This is a genomic window from bacterium CG_4_10_14_0_2_um_filter_33_32 (genome assembly GCA_002792735.1).
Classification (GTDB): domain Bacteria; phylum Patescibacteriota; class CPR2_A; order CG2-30-33-46; family CG2-30-33-46; genus CG2-30-33-46.
Genome location: PFOW01000009.1, coordinates 1 through 15,918, shown reverse-complemented (window position 1 = coordinate 15,918; position 15,918 = coordinate 1). Strand labels below are relative to the sequence as shown.

The following is a 15,918-nucleotide window of genomic DNA, read 5'->3' as shown; positions in this document are numbered from 1 at the left end:
TAACAAAGATTGACTATGCAAACAACCACCTGCTACTAAAAGGTAAGAAACTAGTAAACTGGCAAGGGACGCACCCTTACCAAGAACAGTCCCCAACAACTTCTATTCAATCACCAAATCTCCCAATATTTCTTTTGAATCAATTTCGTAATCTTCGATAAATTCTTTATAAATTGATTTAGCTATAATATTTTGATCCTTTTGCTGATCAAAATATTCTAATATTAGCTCTGGCTTTAACCAGTTAGTATACTTTAATCCTAAATAATTTGCATAACTTGAGTATTTATATTCCTCGGCAAGGGACGCACCCTTGCCAGATTGAATAGCAAAAGGATTAAGATGAATATAGCGAGAGAGATGAAAAAGGTAATTATCTGAATTGACTAAAACTGCTTTATATCTCCCCTGAAAAAGATATCCCACTCTATCATATTTTTTATTAAAATACATAGAATAATTTGTTGCAACACATCTCATAAAATCTATTATGTCCTTTTCACTTGATTGCCTAAGAATTAGATGAAAATGATTTGGCATAAGACAGTAACATAGCAAATCTATGCTGTTATTGAAATTCTTTCTTACAAAACAGGCTTTCTTTTGCGGATCTAGGTCTTTTAAATTATCAGGATTATCGAGATACAACTTAAGGTAAAATAAAAAAGTAGAATAATCTTGATCATCCAAAAATATATCCTGTTTATTTATTCCACGATTATAAATATGGTAGATGCCGTTTTCTACATACTGCTTGATCGAATTTTTGCTTGGCATATTAATAATAATACACCAACCCATAACTTTGGCAAGGGTGCGTCCCTTGCCAAAGGATAATTATCATTTTAGATAAAAACGCCACGGATAATTAGCACAGTGTTTGGCATAATCAACACCGATACGTTTAGCCGTATCAATATTATTTTTTGACACTATTGTGCCTCTATCTTCAATCCATAGATTGGAGAAAGTAATAAGATCCTCTCCATTAAAATCTTTATTAATTTCTAGAAAACGACATAGTTTTCCCGGACCGTCTGTTTTGATATCTGCATAATCAATATTCTCATTATTGATTGGCTTAATCGCCCTAATTAATACTGCAGCCGGAAAATCCTTCTTTTCAGTAACTATATTAAAGCAATAATACATTCCATAAATCATATAGATATATGCAATACCTGGCTTATCGAACATAATTTTTGTTCTTTCTGTCTTACCTTTTGATGCATGAGAAGCTAAATCATCAAAACCCATATAAGCTTCTGTCTCAACAATTTGACTAACTATCTTTTTTTGGTCTATCTTTCTTATAACAAATTTGCCCAAGAGCTCTTGGGCAACCGTTAAAGTATTTCTATTAAAAAAACTGCGATCTAATCTCTTCATAAGAAAATTATATCCAAAATATTATAATAAATTAACCGTTATTTTCTTTTATCTTTCTTGGTTCTGCAAAAATCATTCTTCCTGCAACTGTCTGAAAAATTCTAGATACTTCAGCGTTAACTGTTTCCCCTATGTACTTATCACCGCCCTCAATCACAACCATCGTACCATCCGGCAAATAACCAACTCCTTGTTTCTTTTCTTTACCCTCTTGCACAACTTTAATTTCCAATTGTTCACCCGGCAAAATAATTGCTCTTAAGGCATTTGCAAGCTCATTTATATTGAGCACATTAATCTTTTGGATTTGCGCCACTTTGTTTAAATTATAATCAATTGTTAGAATATATGATTTTCTTTTTTTGGCAATTCTAATAAGCTTTTCATCCACTTCTTTAATATCCGGAAAATCATCTTCTATAATTTGAAGATCAACATTTTTCATTTTTCGCATATTTTCCAGAATTTCTAATCCCCTTCTACCCCTACTTCTTTTTAAATTATCGTGAGAATCTGATATTTTGTGCATTTCATGTATAACGGCTTTCGGAATTATAAGCTTTCCTAAAATAAATCCTGTTTTTAAAATATCCTCTATCCTACCGTCAATAATAACGCTAGTATCAACTACCAGCTCTTGTCTACCCACAGTCATTACTTCCACTTTTTCAGCCTCAGAAGTCATTTTAAGAAACTTTAAGTCTTTAAAAAATCTTTCAAAAAAATTAAGAATAAGTTTTTCCTGCGTAATAAAAATATAAATGCCGGCCAAACCAAGCATTATTGATATCACCACTGGCATAAATTCACCAATTATACCCGGAATCTTACTAATAGCTGTATTAAAAAGCGCTGATATCAATAATCCGATTATTAAACCTAAAACACCAATTATAAGTTTTTTTAATGATACTTTTAATAACTTAAAGGTAAGCAGGAGAACACCTACTATAACAGCCAATGCGGTTGTAAAAAATAATAAGTCCATAATAAAACCCCCTTGATAAAAATAAATCCGAGTACATATAATACAACTTTTTTACTAAAAAATAAATACTCTATTTATCTAATGCTTTTCTCTCAAATTCTTCTAAATTAGATACTCTTATAATTTCCATTGTATCTGATTTGTAATCTACTCCTACCGGAACAACGCATCTCTTAAACCCAAGTTTCTCAATCTCTTTTAATCTTTCCTGGGATCTGGAAACTTTCCTGATTTCGCCAAGGAGTCCCACTTCTCCAAAAACTACCATGCCCTCTTTAGGTTTTGCTTTTCGATAAGAAGAAATAATTGACAAGCAAACTGCCAAATCCATCGCTGGTTCTTTAGCTTTGAGACCTCCGACAATATTTAAATAAACATCCAAAGTTCCTAAAGGAATTCTTAAGTTGCGGCTTAAAACGGCTATTAAAATCTGTAATCGGTTTAAGTCATATCCGCCGGCTGTTCTTTTTGGATAACCAAAATTAGTCTTGGTAATTAATGTTTGTATTTCCGCAAGCATTGGACGGGTACCTTCCATTACTACTGTAACGGCAGAACCTATCTGGGGTGATCCTTTAGATAAAAATACTTCTGAAGGATTCTTAATTTCCAATAAACCTTTATCAGTCATTTCAAAAATTCCTATCTCGGAAACCGCTCCAAAACGGTTTTTAGTAGTCCTTAAAATCCTAAAAGCATGAAATCTCTCCCCCTCAAAATACAAAACAGTATCAACTAAGTGTTCCAAAATTTTTGGACCGGCAATAGAACCTTCTTTTGTTATATGACCCACAATAAAAACCGGCATATTATTAGTCTTTGCAATCTTTATCAAATGACTAGCCGACTCTTTGATTTGTGTAATACTTCCTGCACTATTTTCAAAATTAGAATTTTCAACTGTTTGGATTGAATCAATCACAATTAGATCGATTTTTTCTTTTGCCAAAACCTTATCAATTAATAAAACATCAGTTTCGGTTAGAAGAAAAATATTGCCGGTTTCCCCGCCCAGTCTGTCAGCCCTAAGTTTTATTTGCTGTTCTGATTCCTCACCAGACAGGTAAAGACACTTTAAACCTCTTTTAGATAAACTAGAAAGGACTTGTAAAATCAATGTGGATTTTCCTATCCCAGGCTCCCCTGAAATAAGAGTTACAGAGCCCAAAACAATCCCCTTATTTTTTTCTCCGCCCATGACACGATCAAATTCCGAAATGCCGGTTTGTATCCTTAACATTGGCATTTCTTTAATTGAATCAAGTTTTTTTAATGAGGCTTCTTCCAGTTTGACTCTTTTACTGCCTTTCGCCTTATTAAATTTCATCTCACTTAAACTATTCCACGCCCCGCACGCTGGACATTTACCTGACCATTTAGTTTGTTCATTACCGCATTGTTCACAAATATAGATTAAGTTGTTTGCCATGATATTAATAATATTATACTACAATTAAGTAAACAGCTGGCTAACGCCTGGCTATTGATTTTATTTTTATTAATTTTATCTTATCATTTTCAATATCTATCTTGATCGTATCACCTGCTTTAAAGTTTCCTAAAAGCATTCCTTCGGCTAGAGAATCCTCAATGAGATTTTGAACAACCCTCCTAATCGGCCTTGCGCCGTTTTCCGGCTCATAACCCTCTTTGGATATAAACTCTTCAACCTTCTTAGTAAATTTAAGCAATATACCCTGCTCAGACATTCGCTCTGCCAATTGTCTTAAATGAATATTTGCTATCTTAAAGATTGACTCTTTGTCTAAAGGTTTAAAAACTATTATCTTATCAATTCTATTTAAAAACTCAGGCCTAAATTTATCTTTTAAGTCTTTCAAAATATCTTTTTTCATTGAATTATATTTTTCTATTGCCCTTTGCTTGCTTTCCTCATCACTTGCTTTAAACCCAATTTCCGCCTGTTTGGTCAGCTTATCCATACCGACATTTGAAGTCATAATAATTATTGTATTTCTAAAGTCAACCTTACGCCCCTTAGCATCAGTTAAATAACCGTCTTCTAAAATCTGAAGAAGAATATTAAACACATCGGGGTGAGCTTTTTCTATTTCATCCAATAATATAAGCGAATAAGGATTATGCCTTACGGCTTCCGTCAATTTTCCGCCCTCTTCATAACCTACATAACCAGCCGGAGCTCCAACTAATCTTGAGACATTATGCTTTTCCATAAATTCAGACATGTCTATCTTAATTAAAGATGATTCATTCTCAAAAATTTCAGAAGCTAAAATTTTAGCCAATTCTGTTTTACCAACACCTGTTGGACCAAGAAATATAAATGATCCATTCGGCCTTTTCGCGTCAGAAATACCAACTCTTGATCTTCTGATATATTTTACAATTTCTGAGATAGCTTCATCCTGACCAATGATTTTTTTCTTCAGCTGCTTTTCTAAATCTAAAAGTGCCTCTGTTTCTTTTTTGATTAATTTAGTAATAGGCACGCCAGTCATAGAAGAAACTACCGAAGCTATCTGTTCCGCAGTAATACTCAACTCTTTAAAACTATTAGGCCTATCTCTATCGATTTCCTTAAGTTCTTCTTTAAGTCTCATTTCTTTTATTTTTAATTGCGCCGCCTTCTCATATTCTTGTTTTATAACGGCCTCTTCTTTTTCTTCCAACAGTTTTTCCAGTTGTTTCTGTTTTGCTCTTAAATTTTTGGGGATTTCACCATTTTCTACTCTAACTCTGGAGGCTGCTTCATCAACTAAATCTATGGCCTTATCAGGCAAAAATCTGTCTGTTATATATCTGTATGAGAATTTAGCCGCTGCCTCTAAAGCCTCGTCTGTTATTGTAATTTTATGATGATCCTCATAAAGTTTTCTAATACCCTTAAGAACCATGATAGTTTCCGGAACGGTAAGCTCTTTTACTATAACCGGTTGGAATCTTCTTTCCAAGGCAGCATCTTTTTCAATATATTTTTGATATTCATCCAGGGTCGTTGCTCCTATTGTCTGCAATTCACCTTTTGATAATGAAGGCTTTAAAATATTAGCTGCATCAATAGCACCTTCTGCTGCGCCAGCCCCAACAATAGTGTGAAACTCATCTATAAATAAAATTACATCCTTGGATTTTTTAACTTCAGTAATAACCTTTTTAAGCCTTTCCTCAAACTCTCCCCTGTATTTTGTGCCGGCAACCATGCCTGCCAAATCAAGAGTAAAAACCCTTTTGCCTAATAAAACTTCGGGTACTTCTTCGTTTACAATCTTTTGAGCTAATCCTTCAATAATAGCAGTTTTACCCACTCCAGGATCACCGATTAAAATTGGATTGTTTTTAACTCGTCTATTTAAGATCGAAATCACTCTTATAATTTCACGAGAGCGTCCAATAACCGGATCCAATTTACCTTCTTTAGCCTGCTCAGTTAAATCAAATCCAAATTTATCTAAAGAAGGAGTTTTTTTATTTGCAATATCTTTTCTTCTATTTGTAACCCCTTCACCAAAAACAGATAGATCTGATAAAGAAGATTCGGAAAAATCGTTCGCAAGTAAATTTTCTACTTGTTTCTTTATCTCTTCGGCAGAAACATCTAATCTTTCCAAAATATTATTTACTTCATAACTTTCAGCAAGGGTTCCCAAAAGCAAATGTTCAGTTCCTACATGCATCTGGTCATAGCGTCTGGCAAGATCCATTGCCTTCTCGATAATTTTTTTAGAATCAATTGAAAGCCCTATTTTATTGAACCCGGACGGTTCAATAAAATCCATAATTGATCTGACTTTTTCTAAAGTAACATTAAAGCTTCCCAAAATATCAGAAGCTAAGCCTTCTCTTGTACCTAGAAGACCTAGTAATATATGATTTGGTTTTATCTCGCTTCCGGATACTTCTGCTATTTTTTGAGCAGAAATTAAAGATTTTTTTGCATTATTTGTAAATCGATGAAAGTATTGATCCATTTTTACCTCCCGAGGCTTCGGAATATATATTCCTTACTGAAGCCGAGACCCCGATGCAGAATCGGGGCAGTCCCCCGATTGATCGGAGAGGACTTTTATTTTTTATTTTTGTTTTTAATGATTTTATTTCTTTGTTTTTTTAGTATTTTTTGAATCTTTTTCTTCTGTTTTTTTATCTTCTTTTACTGCTTCCTGCGAATCTTCTTTTTTCTTAGTTTTGTCCACTTTTTTCTCTTCCTCTTCTGGTTCTACATCTATTTTCCAACCGGTAAGTTTAACAGCAAGCCTTACATTTTGGCCGTTTTTTCCAATAGCTAAAGATAATTGATCGGCTGGTACAAAAATTTTAGCTTCTTTACTTTTTTCATCTATACCAACCTTAGTAACTTTTGCGGGAGATAAAGCATTTACTATAAAATTAATCGGATCTTGATCCCATAAAATACAATCGATTTTTTCATCAGCTAATTCCGCCATAACTGCCTGAACTCTTGTACCTCTCTGTCCCACACAGGAACCAACCGGATCAACGCCCTCTCTAGCAGACAAAATAGCTATTTTCGTTCTACTTCCTGCCTCTCTAGCTATAGACTTAATTTCTACTGTACCTGCGGATATCTCGGGTACTTCCAACTCAAATAATTTTTCTATTAACTTCGCATCAGAACGAGAAACAACAACTTGCGGACCTCTTGAAGTTTGCTCTACTTTTTCGATTAAGACTTTCATTCTTTGACCAATTCGATATCTTTCCCCTTCAACTTGCCCCGAGGGAAATATTATACCATTTGTTTTTCCGATATCAAGAATAACATTTCTTCCTTCTAATCTCTGAATTACTCCATTAACTAATTGACCTTCTTTGCCTTCATATTCTTCAAAAACAACTTCTCGTTCAGCTTCCCTTATTCGTTGAATAATCACCTGCTTAGCAGTTTGAGCCGCTATTCTACCAAAGCCTGCTGGTGCTGGACACTCAATTTCTATAGTATCTCCCACCTTGGCGCCTTTATTATATTTTTGAGCTTCTTTCTCTGTCATTTGACTTTCTTCATTTTCAACTTCTTCAACTACTTCTTTTAACAAGTAGATATCCATACCACCCGTTATTTGGTCTAAAACAACCTTGATGTTTTGCTCTTTATTCCCATAATCCTTTCTGTATGCGGCTGCTAATGCTGCTTCAACAGTTTGAATAACCTTTTCTTTAGATAAACCCTTTTCTTCAGCAATCAAATTAATAGCCTGAAGAAATTTTGACTGATCCATTATTACCTCGCTCTCAAGAGATTATAGCTCTTAGATTATATGTTTAAAAAAGTGAGCTCTTTTCGCTCACCTCTCTGTATAAATTTAACTTATTTAACGGTCTTTGTCAATGACTTATTTTTTAATTATCTCACCTTGAAGACAGTCTTGATGTAAATCTATTATCAATTTTGTAATCTTATACGGATGAGGTACTTTATCCAGAATAAATTCAGCTTGATTACCGGCTGACTGTACAGTAACATCACCAAAGTCCAAAAAAGTTCCCAGAGCACCTTTTATAGTACCAGTAACATCCTCAACATCAGATAAATATAATTCAGAAATTTTTCGATTAAAAAGACCCTCTTGGTCAATGTCAACTACTCTTTCATTGGTTATTACTGCAACATCTAAGTAATAATCTAGCCAACCGATGAAAGCTAGAGTACATACAAACATATAATATAGACCCATGCCTAAAACAAATAAATTATAAAAACCATTAGTAAGGTGTATGTAAGAATCTAGAATAAAGTACATTATTATGGGCAAAATTGACATTACGACAGCAAAAACACTTAAACCAATCATACATGACCAGTGCCGACGTAAAGTAATTTTAATTTCTTCGTTTTCTTTTTGTTCAAAAACCATAATTATTCCTATCGTTTGAAATCAAATATTTGACCAAAATTGATATCAAATGAAGCGCTTGCTCCATTTTTTAAAACAAAGAATATCGAGACTAATGCAATAACAATCATTATAGAGACATATAGTGTAATTGCTCTTTGGGTTAAATCTCCAGATATACTAAATTTACGAACATGATAAACGCCTGTCCAGCCAATAACAAAAAAGACGATTAAAGCAAAAGTATAAATAAGCCAAATTATTATCATAGATTTAAATATTAAATGATTTACAAATTTTTATCAAACAAGCTATAGAATGCGCTCTCTAAAAAAGAGCGCATTTTCTTAAAATTTAACTAATTGCTCAATCTGACAAGATTTTTTCGTCATATCTAACCATTCAGTAAAAGATTTTCCCTTTATCAGAATCTGTCTTACATGTACTTTATCGCTACTCTTTTCTTCAACTTTGATTATAAAGTATCCGTAGTTTGTCTTAAAAATATTCGATACTTCTCCAACCTTTAATGAAAAAGCCTGTTTTTCGAACTCTTCTACCATCTGACCTTTGCTTATCCATCCTATATCACCACCTTTAGCTGACGTAGAACTATCCTGGCTGTATTTTTTAGCTAAATCGGCAAAATTACTTCCGTTCTTAATCTGGCCTAAAACATTCTCCGCCTTTGATTTAGCTTCACTATTAAATTCATCTGAAGTAGTAACCTGGGTTTGCATTTTTTCTTTTTGTATCTTTGGTAATAAATAATATGTTTTGTATTCTTCTTTTGTAAGACCGTAATAATTAGAAATCATCTCCTGAAATTTAGTATCACCACCATTAACATTGGATATTTTTTCATAATCTTTATCAATTTCTTCCTGAGTTACTTTAACATTTAAAGTGCTGAGATTCTGACTGATGATTAATGTATCAACCATTTGGTTAAATATTTCTTCTCTAAGTTTTTTCTTTTTATCACCACTGTTTAAATCGATTTTTTGAATTTCACTTTGGTATTTTACTTGAGCACTTACCTCTTTCTCGAAATCCTTCTTGCTTATAGATTTACCGTTAACCCTGCCGGCAACACCCGCATTTGCCATAAATAGCATAATAACAGTTGCCAATACCAAAAGACCTACAAAACCGAAAAGAAATTTAAAGATCATTGGTGTATTAATATTACCTAACGTCTTTTTGATGTTTTCCATCTTATTCCTCTTTTTAATCACTATATCATTTTAATTATAGAAACAAATAAGCTAATTGGCAATTGTTTGTTTATTAACCATTAAAAAGTTGATCTTGTATTCTTTTACCCATATGTTTTAACGCCTTTTGGGTCACTTTTCTTCCTTGTCGGGTTCTCTCTAAAAAACCAACTTGAATCAAATAAGGCTCGTGAACCTCTTCAATCGCTCCCCTGTCTTCACCAATAGATGCAGCTATTGTTTCGATCCCAACCGGCCCGCCCCCAAAGTTATCTATCATAATTTTTAATATATTTCTATCTAATTTATCTAATCCCTTATTATCAATTTCCATCATTTCTAACGCGCTTTTAGCTATTTCCAGACAAATTTTCCCGTCTGCTTTAATATCAGCATAATCTCTTACTCTTTTGAGTAATCTATTGGCGATTCTGGGAGTCTTTCTGGCTCTTTTGGCAATTTCGTTAATCCCTTCTTTATCTATTTGTACTTTTAAAATTGAAGAGGAGCGATTTACGATTTTACCTATTTCTTCTTCATTATAAAAATCCAATCTATGAACAGCCCCAAATCTATCCCTTAATGGCGAGGACAATAAATTAGCTCTCGTTGTTGCCGCCACAATTGTAAATCTTGGAACGTCCAGTCTTAAAGTCTTAGCACTGGGCCCTTTGCCTATTACAATATCAAGCTTATATTCTTCCATAGCAGGATAAAGAACTTCCTCTACTGTTCTATTTAAACGATGAATTTCATCAATAAATAAAATATCGCCGTCAGAAAGATTAGTTATGATGCTTGCAAGATCGCCTGCTCTCTCAATAGCCGGACCAGATGTTATCTTGATGCCCGTGTTCATCTCATTAGCAATAATATAAGCAAGGGTTGTTTTGCCTAATCCTGGCGGGCCGTAAAGAAGCAGGTGATCTAATGGCTCTTTTCTTTTCTTAGCAGCACCAAGAAAAATTTTGAGGTTATCTTTTATTTTTTCTTGCCCGATATATTCATCCAGTTTTCTTGGCCTTAAAGTTTCTTCAAATTCTTCTTCGTTATTTGAATCTAATATATCTTCATCATCCATATTATTTACTCAAATTTTTTAATGCTTCTGTTACTTTTTTCTCGACGTTTTCTATATCTTGAACCTTTGAAACTGCTTGTAAGCTTTCCGATTTTTTATATCCTAAGTTCACCAAAGCCTGAATAACTTCTTCGTCTTCCTGAGATATCAATCTTGGCAAAACCGTAATACCTTCCAATTGAACTTTATTCTTAAGCTCTAAAATTACTCTGTCTGCCATTTTTCTTCCAACTCCGGAAACACCCATTAATATTTCACTTCTTCCTTCTGCTATAGCTTTTTTAATAGTTGAAGTATCCCCAACACTTAATATGCCGAGTGCCGCCTTAGGACCGACGCCAGATATAGAGATAAGCATTTCAAAAAGATCAAGTTCATCTTCTTTTAAAAATCCGTACAAATTAAGCATATCTTCACGAACATAAAGATATGTGTAAAAAACTGCTTCATCTTTGGTAATGTCGTTAAAATTTTTAGGCAAAGTAAAAATTTTATAGCCTACGCCGGAAACATCTAATAAAACCCAATCCAAGCGCTTTTCTACAATTTTGCCTCTTAATCTTCCTATCATATTTTTATTATAAACCTAAAGACTAAAATCAGAAAATATTATTTAAATTAGATATTAATTTTTAGGAAGATATTTTTTTATACTGTGAGCGCAAGTAATTGCTACAGCTAAAGCATCGGCAGCATCATCGGGTCTTGGTATCTCGGGAAGATTGAGTAAAAGTTTAACCATTCTCTGAACCTGCATTTTTTCAGCCCTCCCATAACCTGAAACTGCCTGCTTAACTTCTAACGGTGTTGCTTCGAATATATCGAGATGATTTTTTATAGCAGCTAATAGAATAACTCCCCTTGCCTGACCAACGGAAAAGGCGGTTTTTTCGTTTTTAAAAAAGAAAATATTTTCAACGGCGGCTATGTCTGGTTTATATTTTTTTATCAGTATTTGCAATACATCAAATATTTTTTCAAGCCTTTTTTCAAATTGCTCTTTAGAAGGTGTAAAAATACAGCCGTGGCTAATATGCTTTATTCCCTGATTTGTTTTTTTGATTAATCCATAGCCAGTTGTAGCAGTACCAGGATCAATACCTAATATAATCATTTCTTTTTGAAGCATTTTAGGCTGCTTTCTCAATTATATCGGCCGGTATATCAAAGTTAGAATAAACCTGATCAGTATCTTCCAAATCTTCCAGCTCATCCATTAATTTTAAGATTTTGCTAGCTTTATCCGAATCATCTATTTTAACAATATTCTTAGGCTTCATTTCTAAGCTTTCGGATTCAATAATATATCCTTTATCTTTTAGTGCTTTTGCGATCTTATGAATATCATGTGGAGCAGTATAAATCTCCAAAAGACTATCCTCTTGTTTTATATCTTCTACTCCTAAATCAATAGCATTAAGCTCGAACTCCTCCTTTTTGGTTTGATTCATATCTTTTGTCTCAATTGTTATTAAGCCTTTTTGTTCAAACATCCAAGACACAGAACCTGAACCACCAAGAGAACCGCCGTGGTCAGAAAGAGTACTCTTAATTTGAGATGCTGCGCGATTCTTATTATCTATAACTGACTGGATTAGTACAGCTACCCCAAAAGGACCATAAGCTTCATATACTATCTCTTCCAGATTAGCCCCTTCTTTCGAAGCACCTTTAATCGCCCGATCGATATTTAAAGCAGGCATATTAACTTCTTTCGCCTTATCAATAGCTAATCTTAATCTAAAATTAGTATCCGGATCCGGACCGTTTTTCGCCGCTATAGTAATCATTCGTACGATCTTACTAAAAGCCTGGCCTCTTTTTTGATCAGCGGCTCCTTTTTTTCTTTTTATTGTTGCCCACTTGGAATGTCCTGACATTTAACCTTCCTTTGCTAATTCCAGAATTGTATCATGGATAATCTTTGTACCATTAACAAGATCCTTTATTCTTAAACTTTCATCTGTGGTATGTATATTATCTCCAGCTGCACCCGCGGTAACGGTTTTAATACCGTACCTGTTGAAATGACTTGCATCAGTAAATCCGTCTATAGGTATTACTCTATATTTTAATTTACTTGATCTGCAGCTATTTATTAATAATTGAACTAAATAATCGCTAGACTTAATAATAAAAGCTGACGAAACTTGCCTAGAAATAATTTTGCACTTAGCGGAATATTTTTTTACTGCCTTATTAAATTCAGCAATAATCTCACTGGAATATTTTTTAAATTGCTTAGGGTTTCTACTTCTAACTTCTGCTTGCAATATAACACTTTGAGGTATAATATTTCTTGCCATACCTCCGTTAATTATACCTATATTGATAGTAGTCTCTTTATCAATTCTACCCCATTTAAGCTTAGCTATTGCTTCTGAAGCAACTAAGATAGAATTAATGCCTTTTTCTGGTTCCATTCCAGCATGAGCAGCCCTACCTTTAATTTCGATATCAAAATGCATTACCGAAGGTTCACTGACACAAATATCACCAGGCTTACTATCTAAATTAATCGCCCTTTTTGATCTTATTTTTTTAAAATCTAGACTAGAAGAACCTAATAATCCTACTTCTTCGGACACTGTAAAAACTATTTCTAAACTTATTTTTTGTTTATGATCTTTAAAAGATTTTAATATTTCTAAAATTGCTACGATACCTGCCTTGTTATCAGAACCAAGTATAGTGCTACCATCCGTCTTGATAACACCCGACTTTGTAATAATTGGTTTAATGCCTTTACCTGGTTTTACTGTATCTACATGAGCGATCAAAGCAACTATCGGTTTATTGGAATTACTTGCGATTAAATTTCCAATCTTATCTATATAAGTCTTAAAACCTAACGATTGAAGTTCTTTTTTCAGATGACTTATAATCTCTTTTTCTTCGCCTGATTCACTATCAATTTTTACCAGTTTAATAAAATTATCAACTAACCGTTTCTGATTTATTTTCATTTTCAGCTCCTTTTATATAAAACTATTTTATCAAAAACTTTATAGATTGACCAACATGAAAGAAAACACCCGTTAGAGTGTTCTTTGTAAAAATCTTATGGTGCAACGCCAAACGTTACTATCACGTATGACGTGGTGCCGGGAGCGGGAATCGAACCCGCATCCACAAAGTGGACGGCATTTTAAGTGCCGCGCGTATACCTATTCCGCCATCCCGGCAAACAATTTTGTATTTCTTCCTCGATGTGTTGGTTTAAGACTATGACAATTTGGGCAAAGAATCCTCAAATTCTCTAAACGATTATCAGATGCATTGCCATTAATATGATCAAGCTCTAGAGGCAGACGTCCATCAGGAGACTTTTGTGCCCACCCACATTCCTCACACTTCGGAACTTTAAATCCTTCTTTAAATAATCGGTTTTTAAGTTTATAACTTTGGAATGTACTATTTTTCGTTAAAATTTTTTGCAGTGGAATTCTTGAGATACCAGTTAATCCTTTTAACCCCTTATTCCATCCTTTTCCTTTAAAATGAACCGTGTTAACTTTATAAGTTTGAAGATATTTTTTAATTTGACTGTAATTACCACCCGCTTCTTTTAATCCTAAATAAAAAAGTACTTGTCTTATACTTCTTGATATTCTAGAAGCTTCTACTAAATCTTTTTTGTTCCATTTCCTAGGCTTCACACTAAAATTATATCAAATGGTAGATTGCTTAACAATATATATGCATTCGTCTACCAATTTAATTACTCAGACTATAAAAATTCAAAGTCCAATTATTATTACTAGTTTTACACTTTTAACTTTTAATGTTCTACTGGAGGCCTGGAGCGGATTCGCACCGCTGTACGAGGTTTTGCAGACCTCTGCCTAACTACTCGGCCACCAGGCCATAATTATTGAATTTTCAATATATTATTTACTATAACTACAATTGCACCTTTTGCTTTTAAGTTCTGATTTTTGAGATTTCTTTGAGCCATCTCAAACTCTTCCCCTTCGGTAAGATAATTCGCTTTGCCGAATGTCTTATATCCAATTCCCATTGCTTGATTATAGATAGATAAACAACAACTTGGATTAGCAATTAAGTTATCTCTGCATGATGTCATTTGAACATCAACAATTAGAATCCTCTGGTTATCTAAAAATTTCGCACCATCAATAATGGTGATATTTGGTAATCCTTCTTTAGTAGCAGAGCCTATAAAAACAGGATTATCTTCTATGAACTTTTTAATATCTTCTGATATTTTCATGATTATTTAAAATTGAACATTTGGAAAATAGATGCGGATATCTGATCTGGGAACCTTTAACTCTATCATTTCAACCCCTTTTGGACTAGTTATTTCTATAAAATTAGATTTCTGCAAATATTTATCCTTAAAGTATATATAATTTCTAACCTCAAAATCAACGTAACCCCTTTCTGTATGCTCGATATCAGGCATTCGTACTCTACATCTCCTTATTACTCTTAACACTGTTTTTAAAGGGTCGCTAAGCCAGTAATAATTACCGGTTGGTTGAATATCAGCGACTGATCCGTTAGTCTTCAATTCTTCAGGCGATTGAGTATAAATTGAAAGAAAATCAATTTTTCCGGTCAAATCCTGCTTATCAACGAAATCAGAAATTAGTTTATCCGCTTTTTTAACTATTCCCAAAAAGATGTCAGTCAATTCTTTATTCAACATAATTTTTGGAGCGGGAGACGGGATTCGCACCCGCGACCTCTTCCTTGGCAAGGAAGCGTTCTACTGCTGAACTACTCCCGCTCATTCTAAAATTGATAATTTAATTATACCATTTAGTGGTGCTCTATTCTTAAAATAGTTCGAACGCATTTCGCCGCCTGCGGCGGCGACGGCCAGCCCCCCAAAATTTGAGCGGCTTCGCCGCGATCTTTGACAATTTTAGGTTTTTCTATGAGTTAATCATAACTCATTACAGTAAATTTTTCAAGAAAAATGAACTTGAAAAATTTACTGCTTTGGCGGCAAATTCTTCAGCTCTTTTACAAAAAGAAAAAGCCCCCTTTGGATTTTTCGTCATTGACGAATTCCGCAGGGGGTATGGGTGCGAGGTGAGAGAGGGCTTAAGCGACGGTGTACATCGCGAAGGTGAAGGTCGCCGAGGCGATCTCCTCTTCCGTGTACTCATGCCGATCGGTAAGCCGTGGTAACCCACGAACTCCCATCACGACGATCGAATCGCCAAAACCAAGTGCCACACGAGGTGGGGTCTCAGGAATCGAGACATCGATCCCAAACCTCGAATGCATGGCGTTGATAGTGGCCGTGTGAGACGAGTTGCAGCAGGACTCGACATCCTGCGCGACCAACGCTCTGACCTCATCGACGGGAAGCGTGCGGCGAGTAACAGTGCAGTCGCCGACGAACATGCTGTCCGCCAGCGCAAAACCAAAGAA

Annotated in this window: 18 protein-coding genes and 3 tRNA genes; 1 reads left to right on the top strand and 20 read right to left on the bottom strand. The window is 34.3% G+C overall.

The features are described from left to right. Positions 1-102: 102 nt before the first annotated feature. The 20 genes from COX95_00575 to COX95_00480 form a co-directional block, all read right to left on the bottom strand. A complete protein-coding gene (locus COX95_00575; protein ID PIZ86622.1) occupies positions 103-801 on the bottom strand; it encodes a hypothetical protein in 699 nt (232 codons plus the stop codon). Between the two features lie 39 nt (positions 802-840). Further along, a complete protein-coding gene (locus COX95_00570) occupies positions 841-1,389 on the bottom strand; it encodes a 3-methyladenine DNA glycosylase (protein ID PIZ86621.1) in 549 nt (182 codons plus the stop codon). A 31-nt stretch (positions 1,390-1,420) separates the two neighbouring features. Continuing rightward, on the bottom strand, positions 1,421-2,377 hold the full coding sequence (locus COX95_00565) for a hypothetical protein (GenBank protein ID PIZ86620.1): 957 nt from the start codon (positions 2,375-2,377) through the stop codon (positions 1,421-1,423). A 70-nt stretch (positions 2,378-2,447) separates the two neighbouring features. Further along, complete coding sequence (locus COX95_00560; GenBank protein PIZ86619.1) at positions 2,448-3,806, bottom strand: DNA repair protein RadA; 1,359 nt, start codon at positions 3,804-3,806, stop codon at positions 2,448-2,450. 40 nt (positions 3,807-3,846) lie between these two features. Next, positions 3,847-6,327 (bottom strand): hypothetical protein, encoded by a 2,481-nt coding sequence (locus COX95_00555; GenBank protein ID PIZ86618.1) that lies wholly within the window; start codon positions 6,325-6,327, stop codon positions 3,847-3,849. A gap of 123 nt (positions 6,328-6,450) precedes the next feature. After that, positions 6,451-7,596 (bottom strand): transcription termination/antitermination protein NusA, encoded by a 1,146-nt coding sequence (nusA, locus tag COX95_00550; protein PIZ86617.1) that lies wholly within the window; start codon positions 7,594-7,596, stop codon positions 6,451-6,453. Between the two features lie 114 nt (positions 7,597-7,710). Further along, positions 7,711-8,232, bottom strand: coding sequence for a hypothetical protein (locus COX95_00545; GenBank protein PIZ86616.1), 522 nt, complete (start codon positions 8,230-8,232; stop codon positions 7,711-7,713). Positions 8,233-8,240: 8 nt separating this feature from the next. Next, the gene (locus COX95_00540) at positions 8,241-8,480 is read right to left on the bottom strand and encodes a hypothetical protein (protein ID PIZ86615.1); all 240 of its coding nucleotides are present in this window, start codon (positions 8,478-8,480) and stop codon (positions 8,241-8,243) included. Between the two features lie 78 nt (positions 8,481-8,558). Further along, complete coding sequence (locus COX95_00535) at positions 8,559-9,428, bottom strand: hypothetical protein (GenBank protein PIZ86614.1); 870 nt, start codon at positions 9,426-9,428, stop codon at positions 8,559-8,561. Positions 9,429-9,501: 73 nt separating this feature from the next. Then, entirely contained in the window at positions 9,502-10,509 is a 1,008-nt protein-coding gene (locus COX95_00530; GenBank protein ID PIZ86613.1) for a Holliday junction branch migration DNA helicase RuvB, read from the bottom strand. A 1-nt stretch (position 10,510) separates the two neighbouring features. Further along, positions 10,511-11,080: a Holliday junction branch migration protein RuvA gene (ruvA, locus tag COX95_00525; GenBank protein PIZ86612.1), complete on the bottom strand. Its 570-nt coding sequence runs from the start codon at positions 11,078-11,080 to the stop codon at positions 10,511-10,513. Positions 11,081-11,134: 54 nt separating this feature from the next. Beyond that, a complete protein-coding gene (locus tag COX95_00520) occupies positions 11,135-11,623 on the bottom strand; it encodes a crossover junction endodeoxyribonuclease RuvC (GenBank protein PIZ86623.1) in 489 nt (162 codons plus the stop codon). Positions 11,624-11,639: 16 nt separating this feature from the next. Continuing rightward, positions 11,640-12,389 carry a YebC/PmpR family DNA-binding transcriptional regulator gene (locus COX95_00515; GenBank protein ID PIZ86611.1) on the bottom strand — a complete coding sequence of 250 codons (750 nt, stop codon included), beginning with the start codon at positions 12,387-12,389 and terminating at the stop codon, positions 11,640-11,642. Then, positions 12,390-13,475: a peptidase M20 gene (locus tag COX95_00510; GenBank protein PIZ86610.1), complete on the bottom strand. Its 1,086-nt coding sequence runs from the start codon at positions 13,473-13,475 to the stop codon at positions 12,390-12,392. A gap of 133 nt (positions 13,476-13,608) precedes the next feature. Next, a tRNA-Leu gene (locus tag COX95_00505) sits at positions 13,609-13,694 on the bottom strand. Continuing rightward, on the bottom strand, positions 13,677-14,168 hold the full coding sequence (locus COX95_00500; protein ID PIZ86609.1) for a hypothetical protein: 492 nt from the start codon (positions 14,166-14,168) through the stop codon (positions 13,677-13,679). The genes COX95_00505 and COX95_00500 overlap by 18 nt, the downstream gene beginning before the upstream one ends. Before the next feature lie 134 nt (positions 14,169-14,302). Then, positions 14,303-14,376: transfer RNA gene (locus COX95_00495), tRNA-Cys, on the bottom strand. 4 nt (positions 14,377-14,380) lie between these two features. Next, positions 14,381-14,743, bottom strand: coding sequence for a hypothetical protein (locus COX95_00490; GenBank protein PIZ86608.1), 363 nt, complete (start codon positions 14,741-14,743; stop codon positions 14,381-14,383). Positions 14,744-14,749: 6 nt separating this feature from the next. Continuing rightward, positions 14,750-15,214, bottom strand: a complete 465-nt coding sequence (locus tag COX95_00485; GenBank protein PIZ86607.1) for a hypothetical protein — start codon at positions 15,212-15,214, stop codon at positions 14,750-14,752. Next, a tRNA-Gly gene (locus COX95_00480) sits at positions 15,191-15,265 on the bottom strand. Before COX95_00480 ends, COX95_00485 begins: the two co-directional genes overlap by 24 nt. Before the next feature lie 107 nt (positions 15,266-15,372). Here COX95_00480 and COX95_00475 point away from each other — a divergent pair. Continuing rightward, entirely contained in the window at positions 15,373-15,672 is a 300-nt protein-coding gene (locus tag COX95_00475) for a hypothetical protein (GenBank protein ID PIZ86606.1), read from the top strand. The last annotated feature ends 246 nt before the right edge of the window (positions 15,673-15,918 follow it).

Bases quoted from the DNA above. Each gene is read 5' to 3' on its own strand.
- COX95_00575 (PIZ86622.1), bottom strand. From the start codon at position 801: ATGGGTTGGTGTATTATTATTAATATGCCAAGCAAAAATTCGATCAAG.
- COX95_00570 (PIZ86621.1), bottom strand. From the start codon at position 1,389: ATGAAGAGATTAGATCGCAGTTTTTTTAATAGAAATACTTTAACGGTT.
- COX95_00565 (PIZ86620.1), bottom strand. From the start codon at position 2,377: ATGGACTTATTATTTTTTACAACCGCATTGGCTGTTATAGTAGGTGTT.
- COX95_00560 (PIZ86619.1), bottom strand. From the start codon at position 3,806: ATGGCAAACAACTTAATCTATATTTGTGAACAATGCGGTAATGAACAA.
- COX95_00555 (PIZ86618.1), bottom strand. From the start codon at position 6,327: ATGGATCAATACTTTCATCGATTTACAAATAATGCAAAAAAATCTTTA.
- nusA (PIZ86617.1), bottom strand. From the start codon at position 7,596: ATGGATCAGTCAAAATTTCTTCAGGCTATTAATTTGATTGCTGAAGAA.
- COX95_00545 (PIZ86616.1), bottom strand. From the start codon at position 8,232: ATGGTTTTTGAACAAAAAGAAAACGAAGAAATTAAAATTACTTTACGT.
- COX95_00540 (PIZ86615.1), bottom strand. From the start codon at position 8,480: ATGATAATAATTTGGCTTATTTATACTTTTGCTTTAATCGTCTTTTTT.
- COX95_00535 (PIZ86614.1), bottom strand. From the start codon at position 9,428: ATGGAAAACATCAAAAAGACGTTAGGTAATATTAATACACCAATGATC.
- COX95_00530 (PIZ86613.1), bottom strand. From the start codon at position 10,509: ATGGATGATGAAGATATATTAGATTCAAATAACGAAGAAGAATTTGAA.
- ruvA (PIZ86612.1), bottom strand. From the start codon at position 11,080: ATGATAGGAAGATTAAGAGGCAAAATTGTAGAAAAGCGCTTGGATTGG.
- COX95_00520 (PIZ86623.1), bottom strand. From the start codon at position 11,623: ATGATTATATTAGGTATTGATCCTGGTACTGCTACAACTGGCTATGGA.
- COX95_00515 (PIZ86611.1), bottom strand. From the start codon at position 12,389: ATGTCAGGACATTCCAAGTGGGCAACAATAAAAAGAAAAAAAGGAGCC.
- COX95_00510 (PIZ86610.1), bottom strand. From the start codon at position 13,475: ATGAAAATAAATCAGAAACGGTTAGTTGATAATTTTATTAAACTGGTA.
- COX95_00490 (PIZ86608.1), bottom strand. From the start codon at position 14,743: ATGAAAATATCAGAAGATATTAAAAAGTTCATAGAAGATAATCCTGTT.